The organism is Streptomyces sp. BHT-5-2, from assembly GCF_019774615.1.
Lineage (GTDB): Bacteria > Actinomycetota > Actinomycetes > Streptomycetales > Streptomycetaceae > Streptomyces.
Genome location: NZ_CP081496.1, coordinates 14699 through 30814, shown reverse-complemented (window position 1 = coordinate 30814; position 16116 = coordinate 14699). Strand labels below are relative to the sequence as shown.

The following is a 16116-nucleotide window of genomic DNA, read 5'->3' as shown; positions in this document are numbered from 1 at the left end:
TCGCCTTCAGGTGCGGATCACTGCCGTGCTCGACGCGCCCGCCGCCACGCTCCGTGGCCGCTCGGGCACCTCCGTGACGGCCGTCAGCAGCACCACGGAGTCCTCCAGTGCGCGCAGGCCGTGCCGGGTGTGCGGGAGCGCCGCGACATGGCCGGCGAGCAGCTCCTGGCCGCCGCCCGGCCCGGTCAGCCGGACCCGGCCGCGCAGCACCTGAAGGCTCGCCGCCGGCGGCGTGTTGTGCTCGTCCAGCGTCGTGCCGGCCAGCAGTGCGATCACCGTCTGCCGCAGCGGTCCGTCGTGCACGAAGAGATGGGCGCTCCGTCCGTGGGCGGCGGCCCGGGCGTCGTCCAGCTGGTTACGGACGAGGATTTCGAGGTTCACCATGGCGCTCGCCTTTCGCGTGCGGACCGGCTTGCGGGCCCGAGTCGACGGTCGGGCTCCCCTCTCCATCGTTCTCCGTGCCCCGCGCGCCGCAACCGGGATGTTCCCCGTCGGCGTCTGCGGACCTGGACGCGATGGGACGTCCGGGTGCTTGCCGGTAAAAAGCGGCCCGCCGTCCGCCAGTTGATCACTGCGGTCCGTACGATGCGAGGCGATCCCTTGATCGAAAGATTGAAAGATCGATGGGCCGGAGGCCGAAACGTGCGACCCACCCCCACCCCGACCGCGAAGGCTGAGTGACCGTGGCCGACCCCACCGCCCTCAACGAACCCTCTGCCGCCCCCGCCCCGACCGGGGCCCCGGCGCGATTCCTGACCGTGATGACGACCACCGACAGCGCACAGAAGGCCGAGCGGCTGGCACGCGGCGCCATCGAGGGCCGGCTCGCCGCCTGCGCCCAGATCAGCGCGCCGGTGACCTCGGTGTTCCGGTGGAACAGCGCCGTGGAGACCAGCCAGGAGTGGCAGGTGCTGTTCAAGACGGCGAGCGCACGCTACGCGGCGCTGGAGGCGTACCTCCGCGACGCGCACGACTACGAGACCCCGGAGATCATCGCCACCCCGATCACCCACGGTGGCGCCGGCTATCTCTCCTGGATCGCAGAGGAGACGAGCTGACGTGCCGAGAACGACCGATGTGCCGAGGAAGGCTGACGTGTCGAGGGCGGGTGCCGTGTTGAGGACCGCTGGAGTGTCGGGGACGGCTGACGTGTCCGGCGCAACTGACGCGCCGCGGAAGGGAGACGTGCCGAGGGCGGACGCAGGGCGGACGCGCCGGCGTGGCAGGGCGGTGACCCTCGCCCTCGGTATGGCCTTCGGTCTCGCCGGCACCCCCGTGGGCCACGCCGCCGAGACCGACCCCGGACATCACGGCAACCACGGCAACCACCCCACCGTCACCCATGAGTCCCACCACGGCGGCGCATGGACCAACAAGGACGCCAAGGCGTTCTGGACCCCGCGGCGGATGGCGGCGGCCGCCCCGCCCGTGCGTGGCGGCGCCGGGCAGCCCGCCGCGACATCCCAACATGCCCCGACCGCCGAGCACTTCGATGGCATCCCGTCCGTCGGTGTGCTGTTCAGCGTCGACGGGGACGCCCGTGAACACCACTGCACCGCGAGTGTCGTGCACAGCCCGCGCGGCAACCTGATCCTCACCGCGGGGCACTGCAACGCGGGAGCACATGCCGCGTTCGTCCCCCAGTACCAGTCCGGCGAGGACAGCCAGCCCTACGGGGTGTGGGCCATCGAGGACACTTATGCCTACGCCGACCGCGCCACCACAGGGGGCGGCGCCGACCTCGACTTCGCCTTCGCCACCGTCGCCCCGGACGACAGCGGCCGGCGCATCGAGGACGTCACCGGCGCCAACACCCTGACCGCCACGCCCGGTTACCGCAACCAGGTCAACGTCATCGGCTACCCCAGCGTCCACAGCGACCCGGCGGACCGCGCCGTGCGCTGCGCCACCACCACCCAGCGCCTGGCGGGCACCCGTCAACTCCGCATGGAGTGCAACGGGTTCTACGGCGGCACCTCGGGCAGCCCCTGGCTGGCCGGCTACGACCCCCGTACCCGTACGGGTCGGGTCATCGGTGTCATCGGCGGCGTCAACGGCGGTGGCCCCCGGGGCCCGCACAGCGACCGGACCTCCTACAGCCCGTACTTCGGGAAGGAGATCCTCAGCCTGTACGACCGCGCCGCGCAGGCCGGGGAGGCGCCCCAGGCAGCGGGCGGGACCCAGGGCTCGGGCGACGCCAAGAGCGGCGACACCAAGAGTGGCGGCGACCCTCAGAGCGGCGACGACCCCCAGGGCGGAGGCGGAACCCAGGACAACCAGGACAGCCAGAGCGGCCAGGACAACCAGGACAGCCAGAGCGGCCAGGACAACCAGGACAGCCAGAGCGGGCAGGACAACCAGGCCGGCGACGGAACGCAGAACGGGACCGACGGCCAGAGCGGCTGACGACCACACGCCACACAACCTGACGCCACTCGCAAGCAATGACTCAACCGATTTAACCAACTCAACGGACTCAACCAACTCAACGGACTCAACGGACTCAACGGACTCAACGGACTCAAAAGCCACTGAGTCGCACGCCGTGGAGTCACGTACCACGGAGGAGGGCCGGGCGACGGTGCGCTAACGGAGCGCCGGCGCCGGGCCCTTCTCCCTGGGGCCGAGGAAGTGCGGATCGGGCCGCAGCGCAGCCTCCGCGGCCGCCTTGCCCGCTGCGAACGCCCGCGTGATCGATATCGCAAGCTGCGACGTGCCGCGTCCTGGCATGGTTGCAGTCGGGGGACGGCCGTAGGCGACGTCACAGGGGCCGCGCGGCGCCCGTGGCGCCCCGATCGCCGGTACCGTGTCACCGCACCGCCCGTGGAGGGGCCAGATGTCCACCGAGGCCGAGCGCCTGCCGTTCTTCGTCTACGGGACGCTGCGCCCCGGCGAGGTCAACTACGCCCGCACCCTGCGCGGCCGGACCGCCGCCGAGGAACCGGCCCGGATCGTCGGCGCGGTGCTCTACGAGGGCCCCGGCTACCCGTACGCCACCACCGGGCCGGCCGACGCGGTGGTGCACGGCGCGCTGATCCACCCCCGCGACGCCGACTACGACGCAGTCCGGGCCGCGCTGGACCACCTGGAGGGCTACAGCCCGGGCACCCCGGCGGGCGCCGGAAACCTCTACGAACGGGTGGCCACCGAGGCCGTCCGCCCTGACGGCAGCACTGTCCGGGCCTGGGTGTACCTGGCGGCCGAGCCCCTCGCCGCCCGTCTGCGGGCCGGCGGAACACCGATCGCCGGCGGCCACTGGACCGGCCGCACCGCCGGCACGTCCCCCGGATAACCTGGACGACTCGTCCCGTACGGGCGGACTCGTCCACCAAGGGCGCGCCGTCCCGCACGGCCCGAACAGGAACCCCGTCCCGCAGCACAGCAGAACAGGTGTGACCCGTGCCCTCCACCCCCGCGAGCGCCCCCGCCCACCGGCCCCTCCCCAAGGCCGAACTCCACCTCCACATCGAGGGCACCCTGGAGCCCGGCCTGGCCTTCACGCTCGCCGGACGCAACGGCGTCACCCTGCCCTACGCCACCGAGGACGAGCTCCGCCGCGCCTACTCCTTCACCGACCTGCAGTCCTTCCTGAACCTCTACTACGCGCTGATGGAGGTGCTGCGCACTGAGGACGACTTCGCGGACCTGGCGCACGCCTACCTGGCGCGCGCCAAGGAGCAGGGCGTACGGCACGCCGAGATCTTCTTCGACCCGCAGGCGCACACCTCCCGCGGCGTCCCCCTGGGCACGGTCATCCGCGGCCTCGCCCGGGCACTGGACGTCGCCCCGGAGACGTACGGCATCACGACCCGGCTGATCATGTGCTTCCTGCGCGACGAGAGCGCCGAGTCGGCCCTGACGACCTTCGAGGCGGCCCGCCCCTACCTGGACCGGATCACCGCCGTCGGCCTGGACTCCGCCGAGGTCGGCCACCCGCCGTCGAAGTTCCAGGAGGTCTTCGCGCTGGCCCGGGAGGCCGGCCTCAAGTGCGTGGCCCACGCGGGCGAGGAGGGCCCGGCGGCCTACGTGTGGGAGGCGCTGGACCTCCTCGGCGTGGACCGGGTCGACCACGGGGTGCGCTGCATGGAGGACGAGCGCCTGGTCGCCCGCCTGGTCGCCGAGCGCATCCCGCTGACCGTGTGCCCGCTGTCCAACGTCCGGCTGCGGGTCGTCGAGGACCTCGCCGACCACCCGCTGCCCGCCATGCTGGACGCCGGCCTGCTGGTCACCCTCAACTCCGACGACCCCGCCTACTTCGGCGGCTACGCCGACGACAACTTCACCGCCGTACGGGACGCCCTCGGCCTGGACGAGGCGACGCTGCGGACCCTCGCCCGCAACTCCTTCCTGGCGTCCTTCCTGGACGAGGAGACCCGCGCCGCCTACCTCCGGGAACTCGACGCCCACTGACCGTCGCCCCGGGCCCGCGCGGACCCACCGGACGGGACCCTACGGCCCCGGCCGCTCGACCCGGACGGCGCACACCTTGAACTCCGGCATCCGGGACACCGGGTCGAGCGCCGGATTGGTCAGGGAGTTGGCCCGGCCCTCGCCCGGCCAGTGGAACGGCATGAACACCGTGTCCGGGCGGATCGCCGGGCTCACCCGGGCCGGTGCCACCGCCCGGCCGCGCCGGGACACCACCGCGACCGGCTCGCCGTCGGCTATCCCGAGGCGGTCCGCCAGCCGCGGGTGGAGCTCGACGTAGGGTCCGGGCTCGGCGGCGTTCAGCGCGGCCACCCGGCGGGTCTGCGCGCCCGACTGGTGCTGCGCCAGCACCCGCCCCGTCGTCAGCACCACCGGGTATCCGGCGTCCGGCTCCTCGTCCGCCGGGCGGTGCGTGACCGGCGCGAAGCGGGCCCGGCCGTCGGACGTCGCGAACCGGTCCAGGAAGAGCCGCGGGGTGCCGGGATGGCCCGGGACCCCGGCCGGCTCCCCGCGGGTCGCCTGGGCCCCCGTCACGGCCCGCTTCGCGCCCTCCGCCACGCCCGCCGAACCCGCCGTGTCGGCCGGGGCGTCCGGGCCTGCCGGGTCGTCCGGGCCCGCCGGACAGGGCCAGAACACCCCGTCCTCCGCCGCGATCCGCGCGTAGGTGATCCCCGAGTAGTCCGCCGGCCCGCCGGCCGACGACATGCAGAAGCGGCCGTTGTAGTCGATCTGCGACGTGCCCAGCACCACCCGCGCGAACTTCCCCAGCGCATACGCCTTCTCGTTGGTCAGCCCGCCGCCGCCGAACACCCCGACCGCGTCCCGCCCGTACACCGCGCCGGCCCGCCGCAGTCCCTCCGTGACCCGGCCCAGGGCCGCGTCCCAACCGGCCGGCACCAACTGCCCGGTGTCCGCGTCGCGCACCAGGGGAGACGTCAACCGCGCCCCGGGGGCCAGCAGTTCGTGCGCCGTCCGCCCCTTGCCGCACAGCGCGCCCCGGTTCACGGGGAACGCGGGCCGCTCCACGACCTCCACCGCGGGGCCGCCCGGCCCGGTGGCGGGCCGCAGCCCCATGCCGCATTGCAGCGCGCAGTAGGGACAGTGGGTCTCGATCGGGGCGATGGCGGCGGCGTCCATACCGGTCAGCGTGGAACGGGCGTGTTGCGCCGACGGGTCGCCCCCGTTTCCGGCGCGCGGCGGACTCCTCCCACGGGACCGGAGGCGGGCGGACGAGCCGCGGTACAGGGAATTCCCCGGCGGGAAACGGAACCGCAACGACCGGGTGCCAGCCTCGCTCCATGACGGCGTCGACAGCGAACCAACCCACCCAGGAATCCCGCCTCTCCGCCCCGACACCCGGGCCGTCCGCCCCGCCCTTCGCCCCCCTGGCCGCCGCCGGCCTCGCCGCCGAGATCACCGACGTCCTCGGCAACCGCCTGCGCACCGTCCGCCTGCACGGCTACCGCCGCCCCGCCACCCCGCCGCCCGCCCTCGTGGCCGTCGCCCACGGCAGCCGGCACCCAGGAGCCGCCCCCACCGTCCGAGCCCTCCTCACCCGGATCCGGGCGCTCCGCCCCGGCCTCCCCGTCCACCTCGGCCACATCGAGCTGAACCGGCCGCTGCTCGCCGACACCCTGGCCTCGCTGCACGGCACATCCGACGCCGTCGTCCTGGTGCCGCTGCTCTTCGGCCACGGCCACCACGTCACCCACGACCTGCCCGCCGCGCTCGCCGCCGCCCCGCACCTCACCGGCCGGACCGCGGCCCCCCTGGGCCCACACGCCCTCCTGGCCGAGGCCCTGCACGGCCGCCTCCTGGAAGCCGGCTTCCCCACCGGCCCCCATGACGGCCGCGGACCCGCCGTCGTCCTGGCCGCCGCCGGCTCCCGCGCCCCCCGCTCCGCCCGTGACACCGCCCGCACCGCCCGCCTCCTCTCCACCCGCCTCGGCGGCATCCCCGTCCTGCCCGCCTATGCCCACCCGTCGCCCGCCACCACCCCGGGAGGAGACGCTTCGCGTCGCCCCTCCCGGATTGCCGCCGCCCCCACCGTCCCCGACGCCGTCCGCGCGCTGGCCGACCGCGGCCACCACCCCGACGACATAGCCGTCGCCGCCTGCTTCGCCGCCCCCGGCCGCTTCGCCGACCGGTGCGCGGCCCTCGCCCCCGGGCCCGCCGCCGCCCCTCTGGGCGACCACCCCGCGCTGGCCCGCCTCGTACTGCACCGCTACGACCAGGCGCTCTCCACGGGCACCGGATCCGGCACCGACGTCCCCAGGGCGGCTACCGTCGCCGTATGACGGGCACAACACGGGCAACCCCTCCCAGCCACGGCGAGGACCCGCGCGCGGCGCTCCCCGGCTACACCGCGGCGGACACCGAACGCTGGGTCCCCGAGCCGGACAAACGCCCCGGGCGCACCGCCTTCCAGCGCGACCGCGCCCGGGTCCTGCACTCCGCCGCACTGCGCCGGCTCGCCGGCAAGACCCAGGTCGTCACCCCCGGCAGCGCCACCCAGGCATGGGACGCCAGCCCCCGCACCCGTCTGACGCACTCCCTGGAGTGCGCCCAGGTGGGTCGCGAACTGGGCGCCGCCCTCGGCTGCGACCCGGATCTGGTCGAGACCGCCTGTCTGGCGCACGACCTCGGCCACCCGCCCTTCGGGCACAACGGCGAACAGGCCCTCAACGAGGTCGCCGCGCCCTGCGGCGGCTTCGAGGGCAACGCCCAGTCGCTGCGCCTCCTGGCCCGTCTGGAACCCAAGCGCTTCGTGCCGTCCCCGGACGGCGCGCCGGTCAGCGTCGGCCTCAACCTCACCCGCGCCGCCCTGGACGCCGCCACCAAGTACCCCTGGCCGCGCGGCGCCCACCCCGACGGCCCGGACGCCGTGAAGTTCGGCGTCTACGCCGACGACCTGCCCGTCTTCGCGTGGTTCCGGCAGGGCGCCCCGTCCGGCCGGCGCAGCTTCGAGGCGCAGGTCATGGACTGGGCCGACGACGTCGCCTACTCGGTGCACGACGTCGAGGACGGGCTGCACGCCGGCCACCTCGACCCCAACGTGCTGCTCGCCGACCCCGAACGCGCCGAGATCTTCGCGGTCGCCGCCGAGCGCTACGCCCCCGGCGCCGCCGAGGCGGAGCTGGCCGCGGCACTGGACCGCCTGCTGGAGCAGGAGTGGTGGCCGCACGGCTACGACGGCTCGGCGCTCGCCCAGGCCCGCCTCAAGGACGCCACCAGCCAGCTCATCGGCCGCTTCTGCCTGGCCGCCGAGGGCGCCACCCGGTCCCGCTTCAGCAGCGGCCCGCTCACCCGGTACGCGGCGGAGCTGGTGGTTCCGGCCGAAACCCGCCTGGAATGCGCCGTTCTCAAAGCAGTCGCCGATCGCTACGTGATACAGCGCCCGGACCAGGAAGCGCTCCGTGCCGACCAGCGCGTGGTGATCGCCGAACTCGCCGAGGCGCTGCTCGCCCGCGCCCCCGACGGCCTTGACCCGCAGTTCCGTTCACTGTTCGACGCGGCCCCCGACGACACCGCCCGGCTGCGGGCCGTGATCGACCAGATCGCGGCGCTCACCGACGCCTCCGCGCGTAATCTTCACGCTCGCCTCACACGTCCCCCTGGTAACGGTTAGGGCAACCCAGGGTGACCCTGGGGAGGCGGCCCCTCTTCCCCCCTCACGCTCCGTGCGGGACGCTCGTCCCCGCGACGGCACACGGGAACCCGAAAACCGTCGAACACATCAAGGAAACGAGAGAGAACACCACAGGCACCGCAAAACGGGGGCGGCAGCGGGGGAACCAACGGGGCACCAACAGGGGCGTTCACGGACGCGGACGCGGACGTACGGCACCGCAACGAGGAGGAAGCAAGTGGTCGACACGCACCAGACGTTCGTCATCGTCGGGGGTGGCCTGGCCGGAGCGAAGGCCGCGGAGACGCTCCGCGCGGAAGGGTTCACCGGCCGGGTGATCCTCATCTGTGACGAGCGCGACCACCCCTACGAGCGCCCCCCGCTCTCCAAGGGGTACCTGCTCGGCAAGGAGGAGCGCGACAGCGTCTTCATCCACGAGCCCGCCTTCTACGCCCAGGCCCGGATCGAGCTCCACCTGGGCCAGCCCGCCGTCCACCTGGACCCCACCGCCCGGACCGTCCGCCTGGGCGACGGCACCCTCATCGCCTACGACAAGCTGCTGCTGGCCACCGGCGCCGAACCCCGCCGCCTGAACATCCCCGGCACCGGCCTGGCCGGCGTCCACCACCTCCGCCGCCTCGCCCACGCCGAACGCCTCCGCGGCGTCCTCGCCTCCCTGGGGCGCGAGAACGGCCACCTGGTCATCGCCGGCGCCGGCTGGATCGGCCTCGAAGTGGCCGCCGCGGCCCGCTCCTACGGCGCCGAGGTCACCATCGTCGAACCCGAACCGACGCCCCTGCACGGCATCCTCGGCCCCGAACTCGGCGCCCTCTTCACCGACCTGCACAGCGAGCGCGGCGTCCGCTTCCACTTCGGCGCCCGCCTCACCGAGATCGTCGGCCAGGACGGCGTGGTCGTCTCCGTCCGCACCGACGACGGCGAGGAACACCCCGCCCACGACGTGCTCGCCGCCATCGGCGCCGCCCCCCGCACCGCCCTCGCCGAACAGGCCGGCCTCGACGTCGTCGACCGCGCCGACGGCGGCGGGATCGCCGTCGACGCCGCGCTGCGCACCTCCGACCCGTACATCCACGCCGCCGGCGACGCGGCCGCCGCCGACCACCCCCTCCTGGACACCCGGCTGCGCGTCGAGCACTGGGCCAACGCCCTCAACGGCGGCCCGGCGGCCGCCCGCGCCATGCTCGGCCAGGACATCAGCTACGACCGCGTCCCGTACTTCTTCTCCGACCAGTACGACCTCGGCATGGAGTACTCCGGCTACGCCCCGCCCGGCTCCTACGACCAGGTCGTCTGCCGCGGCGACGTCGGCAAGCGGGAGTTCATCGCCTTCTGGCTCAGCGAGGGCCGCGTCCTGGCCGGCATGAACGTCAACGTCTGGGACGTCGCCGAGCACGTTCAGCAACTGATCCGCTCCGCTGCCCCGTTGGACCCCGAGAAGCTGGCCGATCCCACCGTTCCCCTGACCTCACTGCTCCCGTAACGTGCCCGTATGACCTCTGGTCCCACGCGCCCCACCGGCTCCACCGACAGCACCGGCCCCGGCGGCAGCGGCACCCCGGACGTCACCCTCGACGACGTCCGGGACGCCGCCCGCCGGCTGGCCGGCGCGGCCCACCGCACCCCGGTGCTGCGCTCCCGCACCCTCGACACCCGGACCGGCACCCGGGCCTTCCTCAAGTGCGAGAACTTCCAACGGGCCGGCGCCTTCAAGTTCCGCGGCGCCTACCACGCCCTCTCCCGCCTCACCCCCGAGCAGCTGGCCCGCGGGGTCGTCGCCCACTCCTCCGGCAACCACGCCCAGGCCCTCGCCCTCGCCGCCCGGGAACGCGGCACCCGCGCCGTCATCGTCATGCCCGCCGACGCCCCGCGCTCCAAACGGGACGCCACCGCCGGCTACGGCGCCGAGATCGTCGCCTACGACCGCTACACCGAGGACCGCGCCGCCCTCAGCGCCCGCATCGCCCAGGAGCGCGGCCTGACCCTGATCCCCCCGTACGACCACCCGCACGTCATCGCCGGACAGGGCACCGCCGCCCTGGAGCTCCTGGAGGAGACCGGCCCGCTCGACGTCCTCCTCGTACCCGTCGGCGGCGGCGGGCTGATGGCCGGCTGCGCCACCGCCGCCACCGCGCTGGCCCCCGGCACCCGCATGATCGGCGTCGAGCCCGAGGCCGGCGACGACACCCGCCGCTCCCTGGCCGCCGGCCACCGCGTCGCCGTCCCCGTGCCGCGCACCATCGCCGACGGCCAGGCCGTCGAGACCCCCGGCGAGCTGACCTTCGCGATCAACCGGCGGCTGGTCGACTCCGTGGTCCTCGTCACCGACGACGAGATCCGCGCCGCCATGGCCTTCGCCTTCGAACGCCTCAAGATCGTCGTCGAGCCCAGCGGCGCCAGCGCCCTCGCCGCCCTGCTCGCCGGCCGCCCGGAGCCGCTCCCGGGCCCCGCACCGGCCCGTATCGGCGTGATCGTCTCCGGCGGCAACATCGGCCCGGACCGCTTCCGGGAACTCCTGCCCTGACCCGGCCCGCACCACCCCGGCCCCGGATCGGCCCGCCCCGGCCGGGGCCCGTCCGTGCGGGGACTGTCGGACCCCCACCGTAGAATTCACCCGTGGCAGGCAGGATCAACGATGACGATGTGAAGGCGGTGCGGGACGCGGTCCCGATCGACGCCGTCGTGTCCGAGTACCTCCAGCTCCGCAACGCCGGCGGCGGCAACCTCAAGGGCCTGTGCCCCTTCCACGACGAGAAGTCCCCGTCCTTCCACGTGAGCCCCGCCAAGGGCCTCTACCACTGCTTCGGCTGCCAAGAGGGCGGCGACACCGTCGACTTCGTCATGAAGATCGACCACCTCTCCTTCGCCGAGACCATCGAACGCCTCGCCGCCCAGGCCGGCATCACCCTCCGCTATGAGGAGGGCGGCTACACCCCCGGCCGCCAGCAGGGCGAGCGCACCCGCCTGGTCGAGGCCCACAAGGCCGCCGCCCAGTACTACACCGAGCAGCTGGAGAGCCCCGAGGCCGCCGTCGCCCGTACCTTCCTCGCCGACCGCGGTTTCGACCAGGCCGCCGCCCAGCACTTCGGCGTCGGCTACAGCCCCGCCGGCTGGGACCACCTCACCCGCTTCCTGCGCGGCCGCGGCTTCACCGACAAGGAGCTGGTCCTCTCCGGCCTCTCCCAGGAGGGCCGCCGCGGCCCCATCGACCGCTTCCGCGGCCGCCTGATGTGGCCCATCCGCGACATCTCCGGCGAGGTCGTCGGCTTCGGCGCCCGCAAGCTCCGCGACGACGACAACGGCCCCAAGTACCTCAACACCCCCGAGACCCCCCTCTACCGCAAGTCCCAGGTCCTCTACGGCATCGACCTCGCCAAGAAGGAGATCGCCAAGGGCAACCGCGCCGTCGTCGTCGAGGGCTACACCGACGTCATGGCCTGCCACCTCGCCGGCGTCACCACCGCCATCGCCACCTGCGGCACCGCCTTCGGCGAGGGCCACATCAAGATCCTCCGCCGCCTGCTGATGGACAACTCCGGCTCCGAGGTGGTCTTCACCTTCGACGGCGACGCCGCCGGCCAGAAGGCCGCCCTGCGCGCCTTCGAGGACGACCAGAAGTTCGCCGCCGAGACCTCCATCGCCATCACCCCCGGCGGCATGGACCCCTGCGACCTGCGGCTCGCCAAGGGCGACGGCGCCGTCGCCGATCTCGTCGAATCCCGCACCCCGCTCTTCGAGTTCGCGCTCCGCCAGGTCGTCGCCCGGCACAACCTCGACACCCCGGTCGGCCGGGCCGCCGCCCTCGACGAGGCCGCCCCCATCGTCGCCCGCATCAAGAACAGCGCCATCCAGCACGAATCCGCCGTCCAACTGGCCGGCATGCTCGGCATCCTGGACACCCAGTTCGTCGTCCGCCGGGTCTCCCAGCTCGCCCGCTGGGCCCGCGAGCGCGGCCGCGACGGCGGCGGCCCCGGCCAGGGCCGCCCGCAGCGCCACGACGCACCCCCCGCCGAGCAGCCGCGCCCCGCCCCCGGCGGTCCCGCCCTCAACCTCCGCAGCCCCGCCCACCGCGTCGAACGGGAACTCCTCAAGCTCGCCCTCCAGCGCCCCGACCTGGTCTCCCCGGCCTTCGACGCCTACGGCGCCGACGAGTTCACCGCGCCCCCGTACGCCGTCGTCCGACGGTGCATCGAGGACGCCGGCGGCGCCACCGCCGGATCCGCCGACGGCGAGTACCTCACCCGGGTCCGCGAGGCCGCCCCCGACGACACCGTCCGCGCCATGATCACCGAGCTGGCAGTGGAGCCGCTGCACACCCGCCGGGAGGCCGACGAGGCATACGCAGGCGTCCAGTTGGTCGCCGTCCGCCTCGCCGCCGTCAACCACCGCGTCGGCGAGATCCGCGGCACCCTCCAGCGCCTGGGCCCGCGCGCCGACCCCCAGCAGCTCGCCGCCGTCCAGAACGAACTCTGGGTCCTCCAGCAGTACGGCCAGTCCCTCCGCGAACGCGGCGCCGCCGCGCTCTAGGCCCTGTCGTCAAACTCCCGCCCGCCGCCCGCCGCCCGGCGCACCGAGAGCCCGCACCACCCACCCCAGGACCCCCGCCACCCTCCACCGGCACCTCCGGGTAGCCATTCGGTCACGGACCGGACTCAAAAAGTGCTCGCACGCCCCTCGTGGCGGACATGTGTCGTACTCCACACTGAGGAGCGGTGCCGTAAGTCCCCCGGAGCGCGGCACATCCGCCCCTGCGCGCCGCCGTACGGGACGTGAGCCCCCGCGCAGCCGCTCGTGCCGTGGGGCGGCCCGGCGGCCCGTCCGCCGCCGCCCCGGTCCTCGTGCCGCCCAGCCGCGATCACCTGGAGGTCGCCCCCGTGCAGACCCGGACCCTCCCCGCCGCACCCCCCGGCGGCACACCGGCCGCCCCGCCCGATACCGGCCTGCCGGCCGTACCGGTCACGGTCCCGCAGCAGGCCGAGCCCCCCGCCGCCGAACTCCTCGCCGCGGAACACCCGGAGCCCCCGGACCCGCCCGAGCACCCGGACAAAGCCGACGTCCCGCAAAGCGCGGACGCCCCGGACCCCACGGGCGGCGTGGACACCCCCGAGCCCGCCGACCCCGCACCCCGGGCCGACGCCGGCGGCCCCTCCTCCGACCTCTTCCGCCAGTACCTCCGCGAGATCGGCCGGATACCGCTGCTCACCGCAGCCGAGGAGGTCGACCTGGCCCGCCGCGTCGAGGCCGGCCTGTTCGCCGAGGAGAAACTCACCCGCACCCCCGACCTCGACTCCCAACTCGCCCACGACCTCGACACGTTGGTCGTCCTGGGTCGGATCGCCAAGCGCCGCCTGATCGAGTCCAACCTCCGCCTGGTCGTCTCCGTCGCCAAGCGCTACGTCGGCCGCGGCCTGACCATGCTCGACCTCGTCCAGGAGGGCAACCTCGGCCTGATCCGCGCCGTCGAGAAGTTCGACTACGCCCGCGGCTACAAGTTCTCCACCTACGCGACCTGGTGGATCCGCCAGGCCATGTCCCGCGCCCTCGCCGACCAGGCCCGCACCATCCGTGTCCCCGTCCACGTCGTCGAACTCATCAACCGCGTCGTCCGCGTCCAGCGCCGGATGCTCCAGGAACGCGGCCACGAACCCACCCCCGAGGACGTCGCCGGCCAGCTCGGCCTCGCCCCCGAACGCGTCACCGAGGTCCTGCGCCTGGCCCAGGAACCCGTCTCCCTGCACGCCCCCGTGGGCGAGGAGGACGACGTGGCCCTCGGCGACCTCATCGAGGACGGCGACGCCGCCTCACCCGTCGAGTCCGCCGCGTTCCTGCTGCTCCGCGAGCACCTCGACGCGGTCCTCTCCACCCTCGGCGAACGCGAACGCAAGGTCGTCCAGCTCCGCTACGGCCTCGCCGACGGCCGCCCCCGCACCCTGGAGGAGATCGGCCGGATCTTCGGCGTCACCCGCGAACGCATCCGCCAGATCGAGTCCAAGACCCTCGGCAAACTCCGCGACCACGCCTTCGCCGACCAGCTCCGCGGCTACCTCGACTGACCCGCGGGCGGCGCCGCCCGCCGCTCACCCCTCCCGCTGGAACGCCCCCGGATGGGCCTCGTCCCGCACCGCCGTGAACTGCTGCCGCACCGCCCGCCACACCGGCAGCTCGTCGCCCGGCTCGAAGACCTGGCTCGCCGCAGCCGGCCACCGCGGCGGCTCCGGATACCCCGCACCGCCCTCGCTGCCGGCGTGCGCCACCTGCCACGCCCATGCCGCCTGCCGGGCCGCGCCCAACGCCGCGTACTCGGCCGGCTGCGGCACCACGACCTGCGCCCCGAACAGCCCCGGCGCGGCCGCCTGCACCGCGCCCAGCTCCGCCGCCGCACCCAGCAGGAACACCCGGTGCACCGCCACCCCGCGCCCGCGCAGCACATCCAGCGCGTCCGCGAGCCCGCACAGCATGCCCTCCACGGCCGCCCGCGCCAGATGCTCCGGCTTCATGCTCTCCCGCCGCATCCCGTGCAACGAGCCCGCGGTGTGCGGCAGATGAGGCGTCCGCTCGCCCTCCAGATACGGCAGCAGCACCATCCCGTACGCGCCCGGCGACGAGCCCAGCGCCAGCTCGGACAGCCCCGCCAGATCCGTCCCCAGCATCTCCGCCGTACCGCGCAGCACCCGCACCGCGTTGGTGGTGTGCACCACCGGCAGATGCCGCCCGGTCGCGTCCGCGAACGCCGTGATCGTCCCCGTCGGATCCGCCGGCGCCTCGTCGTGGATGGCGAACACCGACCCCGAGGCACCCAGCGACACCACCGCGTCGCCCACCCCGACCCCCAGCCCGAAGGCGGCGGCCATCGTCTCGCCCGTCCCCGCCGAGATCAGCAGCCCCTCCGGCGTGAAACCCGCCGTCCCCGCCGGGCCCAGCACCTCCGGCAGCCGCACCTGGTGCCCCAGCGCCAGCTCCACCAGATCCGGCCGGTACGCGCCGGTCGCGGTCGACCAGTAGCCGGTCGCCGACGCCCCGCCCCGGTCCGTGGTCCGCCGCGCCGGCCGGCCCAGCAGCTGCCAGGCCAGCCAGTCGTGCGGCGTCATCACCTCCGCGATCCGGGCCGCGTTCGCCGGCTCCGTACGCGCCAGCCACCGCAGCTTGGTCACCGCGTGCTGCGCCTGCGGCACCGACCCGACCGCCTGCGCCCAGGCCGCCCGCCCGCCCAGCGCGTCCACCAGGTCCGCCGCCGCGCTCTGCGCCCGCTTGTCGTTGCCGACCAGCGCCGGCCGCACCGGACTCCCCTCGGCGTCCAGCGCCACCAGCCCGTGCTGCTGCGCCGCGACACCGATGGCCTGGACGCCCTCCAGCAGCCCGTTGCCCGCGGCCTCGCCGAGTGACATCAACCACGCCTGCGGATCGACCTCGGGCCCCTTCTCGACGGGGTGCGGCGCGTACCCCTGCCTGATGACGGCACCCGTGTCCGCATCGCAGACCACGATCCGTGTGCTCTCGGACGAACTGTCCAACCCGGCGACTATCCCCATGGCCCCAGATGATGCCCCATGGGACCCATGAGGAAAGAGTCAGGGTTTGCCCACCGCGGCCGGACCCGGGTCCCGCCTCAGGTGTTGCTGGTGCCCCAGTCGTCCTCGTCGGCCACGCGCTGCTCCCGCAGCGACCGCACCCGCTCCGCCACCGGACCCGGCAGCCGGTCCCCGACCTTGTCCGACATCACCGCGAACGCCTTCGACGCGGCCTGCCGCCCGCCCAGCGCGGCCGACTCCGCGGTGTTGCGGACCGCCGGGTTCTGCGCGATCCGCTGTGCGCCCTTGCGGAGCTGCTCGTACCGCTCCCGCCCGGCCCGGCTGCCGAGCACGTATCCCACCGCCAGTCCCGCGACGAACGTGAGCCGGTAGCGCATCGCTCCACCTTTCCCTTGCCGCTCGATCCCGTCCACTGCCGGCCGGCACCGGACGCCGGGCCGGGCACCTGCCCACCGGCACCGGGGCCACCCGCGGTGGCCTCCCGGGATACCGATTGGCGGAGCACCCCCCTGC

Annotated in this window: 14 protein-coding genes; 10 read left to right on the top strand and 4 right to left on the bottom strand. The window is 74.3% G+C overall.

Annotated features, from left to right (window positions below):
• Positions 1-6 precede the first annotated feature (6 nt).
• The gene (locus K2224_RS00155; RefSeq protein ID WP_221904589.1) at positions 7-384 is read right to left on the bottom strand and encodes a cupin; all 378 of its coding nucleotides are present in this window, start codon (positions 382-384) and stop codon (positions 7-9) included.
• Between the two features lie 299 nt (positions 385-683).
• Here K2224_RS00155 and cutA point away from each other — a divergent pair, with 299 nt between their 5' ends.
• From cutA to K2224_RS00135, 4 genes are all read left to right on the top strand, one after another.
• Positions 684-1058, top strand: coding sequence for a divalent-cation tolerance protein CutA (gene cutA, locus K2224_RS00150; RefSeq protein WP_221904588.1), 375 nt, complete (start codon positions 684-686; stop codon positions 1056-1058).
• 172 nt (positions 1059-1230) lie between these two features.
• Positions 1231-2406, top strand: coding sequence for a serine protease (locus K2224_RS00145; protein WP_221904587.1), 1176 nt, complete (start codon positions 1231-1233; stop codon positions 2404-2406).
• A gap of 430 nt (positions 2407-2836) precedes the next feature.
• Positions 2837-3292, top strand: coding sequence for a gamma-glutamylcyclotransferase family protein (locus K2224_RS00140; protein WP_221904586.1), 456 nt, complete (start codon positions 2837-2839; stop codon positions 3290-3292).
• A 107-nt stretch (positions 3293-3399) separates the two neighbouring features.
• Positions 3400-4410, top strand: coding sequence for an adenosine deaminase (locus K2224_RS00135; protein WP_221904585.1), 1011 nt, complete (start codon positions 3400-3402; stop codon positions 4408-4410).
• 39 nt (positions 4411-4449) lie between these two features.
• Here the strand turns inward: K2224_RS00135 and K2224_RS00130 are convergent, their stop codons facing one another.
• Entirely contained in the window at positions 4450-5565 is a 1116-nt protein-coding gene (locus K2224_RS00130) for a molybdopterin oxidoreductase family protein (RefSeq protein ID WP_221904584.1), read from the bottom strand.
• A gap of 161 nt (positions 5566-5726) precedes the next feature.
• Between K2224_RS00130 and K2224_RS00125 the strand changes: the two genes are divergently transcribed.
• The 6 genes from K2224_RS00125 to K2224_RS00100 all read left to right on the top strand — a co-directional run bounded on the left by K2224_RS00125 (position 5727) and on the right by K2224_RS00100 (position 14127).
• Positions 5727-6725, top strand: a complete 999-nt coding sequence (locus K2224_RS00125; protein ID WP_221904583.1) for a sirohydrochlorin chelatase — start codon at positions 5727-5729, stop codon at positions 6723-6725.
• A complete protein-coding gene (locus K2224_RS00120) occupies positions 6722-8056 on the top strand; it encodes a deoxyguanosinetriphosphate triphosphohydrolase (RefSeq protein ID WP_221904582.1) in 1335 nt (444 codons plus the stop codon). The genes K2224_RS00125 and K2224_RS00120 overlap by 4 nt, the downstream gene beginning before the upstream one ends.
• A 238-nt stretch (positions 8057-8294) precedes the next feature.
• A complete protein-coding gene (locus K2224_RS00115) occupies positions 8295-9557 on the top strand; it encodes an NAD(P)/FAD-dependent oxidoreductase (protein WP_221904581.1) in 1263 nt (420 codons plus the stop codon).
• Between the two features lie 9 nt (positions 9558-9566).
• On the top strand, positions 9567-10598 hold the full coding sequence (locus tag K2224_RS00110; protein ID WP_221904580.1) for a pyridoxal-phosphate dependent enzyme: 1032 nt from the start codon (positions 9567-9569) through the stop codon (positions 10596-10598).
• Between the two features lie 92 nt (positions 10599-10690).
• A complete protein-coding gene (gene dnaG / locus K2224_RS00105; RefSeq protein WP_221904579.1) occupies positions 10691-12601 on the top strand; it encodes a DNA primase in 1911 nt (636 codons plus the stop codon).
• Positions 12602-12843: 242 nt separating this feature from the next.
• Positions 12844-14127, top strand: coding sequence for an RNA polymerase sigma factor (locus K2224_RS00100; protein ID WP_399017267.1), 1284 nt, complete (start codon positions 12844-12846; stop codon positions 14125-14127).
• A gap of 24 nt (positions 14128-14151) precedes the next feature.
• Here the strand turns inward: K2224_RS00100 and K2224_RS00095 are convergent, their stop codons facing one another.
• Positions 14152-15603: an FGGY family carbohydrate kinase gene (locus K2224_RS00095; protein WP_221904578.1), complete on the bottom strand. Its 1452-nt coding sequence runs from the start codon at positions 15601-15603 to the stop codon at positions 14152-14154.
• A 77-nt stretch (positions 15604-15680) separates the two neighbouring features.
• Positions 15681-15980 carry a YtxH domain-containing protein gene (locus tag K2224_RS00090; protein WP_221904577.1) on the bottom strand — a complete coding sequence of 100 codons (300 nt, stop codon included), beginning with the start codon at positions 15978-15980 and terminating at the stop codon, positions 15681-15683.
• Positions 15981-16116 lie beyond the last annotated feature (136 nt).

What these genes read in the sequence shown, in the direction of transcription:
- K2224_RS00155 (WP_221904589.1), bottom strand. Translation starts at nt 384, where the DNA reads ATGGTGAACCTCGAAATCCTCGTCCGTAACCAGCTGGACGACGCCCGG.
- K2224_RS00140 (WP_221904586.1), top strand. Translation starts at nt 2,837, where the DNA reads ATGTCCACCGAGGCCGAGCGCCTGCCGTTCTTCGTCTACGGGACGCTG.
- K2224_RS00130 (WP_221904584.1), bottom strand. Translation starts at nt 5,565, where the DNA reads ATGGACGCCGCCGCCATCGCCCCGATCGAGACCCACTGTCCCTACTGC.
- K2224_RS00125 (WP_221904583.1), top strand. Translation starts at nt 5,727, where the DNA reads ATGACGGCGTCGACAGCGAACCAACCCACCCAGGAATCCCGCCTCTCC.
- K2224_RS00120 (WP_221904582.1), top strand. Translation starts at nt 6,722, where the DNA reads ATGACGGGCACAACACGGGCAACCCCTCCCAGCCACGGCGAGGACCCG.
- K2224_RS00110 (WP_221904580.1), top strand. Translation starts at nt 9,567, where the DNA reads ATGACCTCTGGTCCCACGCGCCCCACCGGCTCCACCGACAGCACCGGC.
- K2224_RS00095 (WP_221904578.1), bottom strand. Translation starts at nt 15,603, where the DNA reads ATGGGGATAGTCGCCGGGTTGGACAGTTCGTCCGAGAGCACACGGATC.
- K2224_RS00090 (WP_221904577.1), bottom strand. Translation starts at nt 15,980, where the DNA reads ATGCGCTACCGGCTCACGTTCGTCGCGGGACTGGCGGTGGGATACGTG.